Source organism: Streptomyces sp. NPDC060209, assembly GCF_042728155.1.
Taxonomy (GTDB): domain Bacteria; phylum Actinomycetota; class Actinomycetes; order Streptomycetales; family Streptomycetaceae; genus Streptomyces.
Genome location: NZ_JBHWZS010000486.1, coordinates 1 through 3914 on the forward strand (window position 1 = coordinate 1; position 3914 = coordinate 3914).

Sequence of the window (3914 nt, forward strand, 5' to 3'; positions counted from 1 at the left end):
GGTACGGACCGGTTCCGTACCGCCCTCTCCGCCGTCCTCCGCTAATTCTTCGGCAGCAGTTCTGACCGCGTGAGCAGGGTGCCCAGTTCCGTCTGGCTGATGGGCGGGGCCTTGAGCAGCGGGCCCTGGGACCGTTCGCCGAGGTAGCCCGTGCTGGAGCGCGCGGCCAGCACCGAGCCGTCCTTCAGCACCAGCCTGCCCACGACCTCACGGCCCCACTGGGGAGTGCCTCCGTCCCCGTAGTCCATGGAGTCGCTCCATGTCGTCAGGACGCTTCCGTCCGGCCGCTTCTGACGGACGCAGTCCGTGACGGGCGGCTCATTGCCCCGGGTCTCGCAGAGGTTGTCCAGCTGGGCCCCGGCGCCGAACTTCTTGCTCACACCGGTGCGCTCCATGAAGGACAGGACGAGGTAGCCGACACCACCGTCCTCGCGGACCAGGTACTCCCCGTCCAGCGGCCCCGCGTACGTCGTTCGCGCCTGCTCCGGCGTCGCCCCCTTGATCAGAACGGCCAGCGAGACCCGTTCCACGCTCCCCACGCCCGACGGAAGCAGCTCGGCGAGGCGGTCCGCCTTTCCGCTCCTGTCGACCTGGCCCACCGGCGCCGCGGCCACCGAGTTCTGCTCCCTCTGCTCCCCACCGGCGATCCCGGGCAACGTCACGGCCCCGGCGGCGACCACCGCGAGCGCCGCGGCCGACACCGCGGCCCTGCGCCTGAGCCGGACCCTGTCTGCCCGGGCGTAGACCGCCTCGGTCGAGACCGTGGGGTTGCCGGCGGGCGCGGCGGCCCGCTCCAGCAGTTCGTGCACGTCGTTCATACGAGTTCCTCCGCCATGTCCGCCGTCATCTCGGCGCGCAGCGCCGCCAGCCCCCGAGCCGTGTGGCTCTTGACCGTGTTCTCCCGCATCCCGAGCAGTTCGGCCGTGGCCTCCACGCTCAGGTCCTCCCAGTAGCGCAGTACCAGCACCGCTCGCTGCTTGGCCGTGAGCCGGGCGAGCGCCGCCCGGACCATCAGGCCGGTGTCCGAATCGGCCTGGTCGCCCGCGTTGTCGGGCAGCTCGCCGTACGGGCGCTCACGCCGCCAGAAGCGGCGGCGGGCGGCGATATGGGTGTTGACCAGGGTCTTGCGTGCGTACGCCTCGATGTTGTCGAGCCGCCCGTGCCGCTTTCCGCCGAGTACGACCCTGACCAGCGTCGTCTGGACCAGGTCCTCGGCCTCGTGCCGGTCGCCGCACAGCAGGTAGGCACTGCGGAACAGCGCGGTGCGTCTGCTCTCCACGAACGCGTGCAGCGCGGCGTCGTCGTCGATCCGCGTCATCGGCGCCCCTCTCCGGGTCCGCGGATGCGGACCGTCTCACCCTTCCAGTGCGCCGGAGAAGGCGGCAGGTTGCAGCGGGGAGAAACGGGACGAGGGGCGGCCGGAGCCGCCCCTCGTCCTTCGCACTCGCGTCCTACTTCACAGCGAGGACCAGACTGTCCGACGGCGATGCCCAGACCGCGCGTGCCTCTGCGAAGCCGGCCTCGCGGAGGGTGCGGGCGTGCCAGTGGACGGACGGCATGTCGCCGTCCGCGTGCTCGCCGTAGATCATGAACCGCTCGGCGGTGGGCGCCGCGAGGACCGGGTCCTTCGCCGCCAGGGCCCACCACTCCGCCCAGTCCACGGCTCCCCCGGCCCGCGCCCGGTCCATGGCCGCGTGCCGCTGGGCACGTTCGGCGGCGTTGATACGGGGGGTGTCGGTGTCGATCATGTGGTCCGCGTTCATGAAGACCCCGCCGTCCCTGACGAGCCCGCCGATCTGCCCGTACAGGGCGGCGAGGGGCTCGCTGTGCAGCCAGTGCAGAGCGGTGGCGGTGAGCACGGCGTCGTACGAGGGGTACGGAAGCCGCTCGGTCCAGGCGGCGTCCTTCAGGTCGGCGGTCACGAAGGTGACGCGGTCGTCCCCCTCGAAGGTGCCGCGCGCGATGGCGAGCAGCGCGGGGTCGAGATCGACGCCCGTACTGGTGGCGCGGGGGAACCGCTTGAGGAGCCGGTCCGTAATACTGCCCGTACCGCACGCCAGGTCGAGCACTCTCGGTTCGGGCCCCACGACGGCCTCGACCATGTCCAGCATCACCCGGAACCGCTCCTCGCGGTCCGGCATGTACCACTCCTGCTGCCGGTCCCAGCTCTCCTGCCAGGACTGCCAGTCGGTGCCCGTCGCCGTCACTCGAACCTCCACCAGTACACGCATCCGTAAGACCCATTGAGCGCGACCACCCATTACACTGGTCGGCACATCGACCATAGACCGACGCCGTAAGGACTACAAGTGGAATTGGCCTATTACTCGGATTACGCCGTACGTCTGGTCAACACCGAGGAGCCGGCCCGCGGCAAGGACTCCCTCACCACGGTCGAGTCCATCCGTGAACTGTTCGGCGCCAACGCACAGGCGGCCCGCCGCGCGACCGACGCGGACGTGACCCGCTTCCGGTCCGTGCGGGCCCGGCTTCGCGCGGTCTTCGAGGCGGCCGACGACGGCGACGAGACCCTCGCGGTCGATCTGCTCAACTCACTGCTCCTGGAGTTCCCGGTGAGCCCGCAGATCTCCGGCCATGACACACGGGACGAGGACGGCAAACCGGACTGGCACATGCATCTCGCCGACCATCCTTCGAACGCCACGGCGGGCTTCGCCGCGATCGCGGCGATGGGCCTCGCCTTCCATCTCACCTCGCACGGTGTGGACCGGCTCGGCCTTTGCGAGGCCGCACCGTGCCGCAACGCCTACCTCGACACCTCGACCAACCGCTCGCGCCGCTACTGCTCGGACCGCTGCGCGACCCGGGCCAACGTGGCGGCCTACCGGGCCCGCAAGCGCCTGGAGACCGAACGCTCCGGCGAGACGCGGCGCACCGCGGACACCGCCCAGCCCATCAGCCCGAGCACCGACCGCTGATCCTTCCTCAGCGGCCGGTAGCGGGCTCGCACTCGGGCCAGCACGAGCTCCTCCGGCACCGTCCCGTAGTCCGTGCTGTCCCCGCCCGCGTACGAGTTGTCGCCGAGCACCCACCAGCCGCTGCCGCGTCGCTCGGCGGCCCGCTTCACGACCAGCAGGTCCTGCTGGAGGGGATGACGCAGGATCACCACGTCCCCGGGGCGCACCGGCGCCCCGCGCTGCACGAGCAGCCAGTCCCCGTGGTAGAGCGTGGGCACCATCGACGGCCCTGTCACCTCCACGACCTGGAACGCCTTACGCGCCGCCCGCCCGTTCCATGGCTCCTGTGCCGGTTCCGGCATCTGTGGCACCTCCCGGTCCATCCTCCGGTACACGGCTGCGCGCACCGCTCCGTATTTTCGGCCACCGGTCTCATCCTCACCCCGGACTTTTGGCCTAAGCCCTAGGGGGCAGCCGCAAAAAGGGACCCCCCACGGAGTAATGTCCCACCTGAGAAGACGATCACGAGGAAGGACAGCTCCATGCTTTCCCGCCTGTTTGCCCCCAAGGTGAAGGTCAGCGCCCACTGCGACCTGCCCTGCGGTGTGTACGACCCGGCCCAGGCCCGCATCGAGGCGGAGTCCGTCAAGGCCGTCCAGGAGAAGTACCAGGCCAATGAGGACGCGGACTTCCGCACGCGCGCCGTTCTGATCAAGGAACAGCGTGCCGAGCTCGCGAAGCACCACGTCTCGGTGCTCTGGAGCGACTACTTCAAGCCCCCGCACTTCGAGAAGTACCCGGAGCTGCACCAGCTGGTCAACGACACCCTGAAGGCGCTCTCCGCGGCCAAGGGTTCGAACGACCCGGCCACGGGCCAGAAGGCTCTGGACCTGATCGCCCAGATCGACACGATCTTCTGGGAGACCAAGAAGGCCTGATCTCCGGCCGGGCCGACCGACCCGCGGTTTCCGCCGGTCATGTCGCCCACCTGTCCGC

Annotated in this window: 6 protein-coding genes; 2 read left to right on the forward strand and 4 right to left on the reverse strand. The window is 70.0% G+C overall.

Features of this window, described 5'->3' with window-relative positions:
• Nucleotides 1-41: 41 nt before the first annotated feature.
• From ACFWFI_RS41515 to ACFWFI_RS41525, 3 genes are all read right to left on the reverse strand, one after another.
• A complete protein-coding gene (locus ACFWFI_RS41515) occupies nucleotides 42-818 on the reverse strand; it encodes a hypothetical protein (protein ID WP_387400953.1) in 777 nt (258 codons plus the stop codon).
• Nucleotides 815-1318 carry a SigE family RNA polymerase sigma factor gene (locus ACFWFI_RS41520; RefSeq protein WP_387400955.1) on the reverse strand — a complete coding sequence of 168 codons (504 nt, stop codon included), beginning with the start codon at nucleotides 1316-1318 and terminating at the stop codon, nucleotides 815-817. Before ACFWFI_RS41520 ends, ACFWFI_RS41515 begins: the two co-directional genes overlap by 4 nt.
• 133 nt (nucleotides 1319-1451) lie before the next feature.
• Nucleotides 1452-2231: a class I SAM-dependent methyltransferase gene (locus ACFWFI_RS41525; protein WP_387400957.1), complete on the reverse strand. Its 780-nt coding sequence runs from the start codon at nucleotides 2229-2231 to the stop codon at nucleotides 1452-1454.
• A gap of 78 nt (nucleotides 2232-2309) precedes the next feature.
• Here ACFWFI_RS41525 and ACFWFI_RS41530 point away from each other — a divergent pair, with 78 nt between their 5' ends.
• Nucleotides 2310-2939, forward strand: a complete 630-nt coding sequence (locus ACFWFI_RS41530; RefSeq protein WP_387400959.1) for a CGNR zinc finger domain-containing protein — start codon at nucleotides 2310-2312, stop codon at nucleotides 2937-2939.
• On the opposite strand, the gene sodX is transcribed toward ACFWFI_RS41530, so the two are convergent.
• Nucleotides 2843-3280, reverse strand: a complete 438-nt coding sequence (gene sodX / locus ACFWFI_RS41535; RefSeq protein WP_387400961.1) for a nickel-type superoxide dismutase maturation protease — start codon at nucleotides 3278-3280, stop codon at nucleotides 2843-2845. The two genes, ACFWFI_RS41530 and sodX, sit on opposite strands and share 97 nt — an antisense overlap.
• Nucleotides 3281-3460: 180 nt before the next feature.
• Between sodX and sodN the strand changes: the two genes are divergently transcribed.
• Nucleotides 3461-3856, forward strand: coding sequence for a superoxide dismutase, Ni (gene sodN, locus ACFWFI_RS41540; protein ID WP_014154121.1), 396 nt, complete (start codon nucleotides 3461-3463; stop codon nucleotides 3854-3856).
• The last annotated feature ends 58 nt before the right edge of the window (nucleotides 3857-3914 follow it).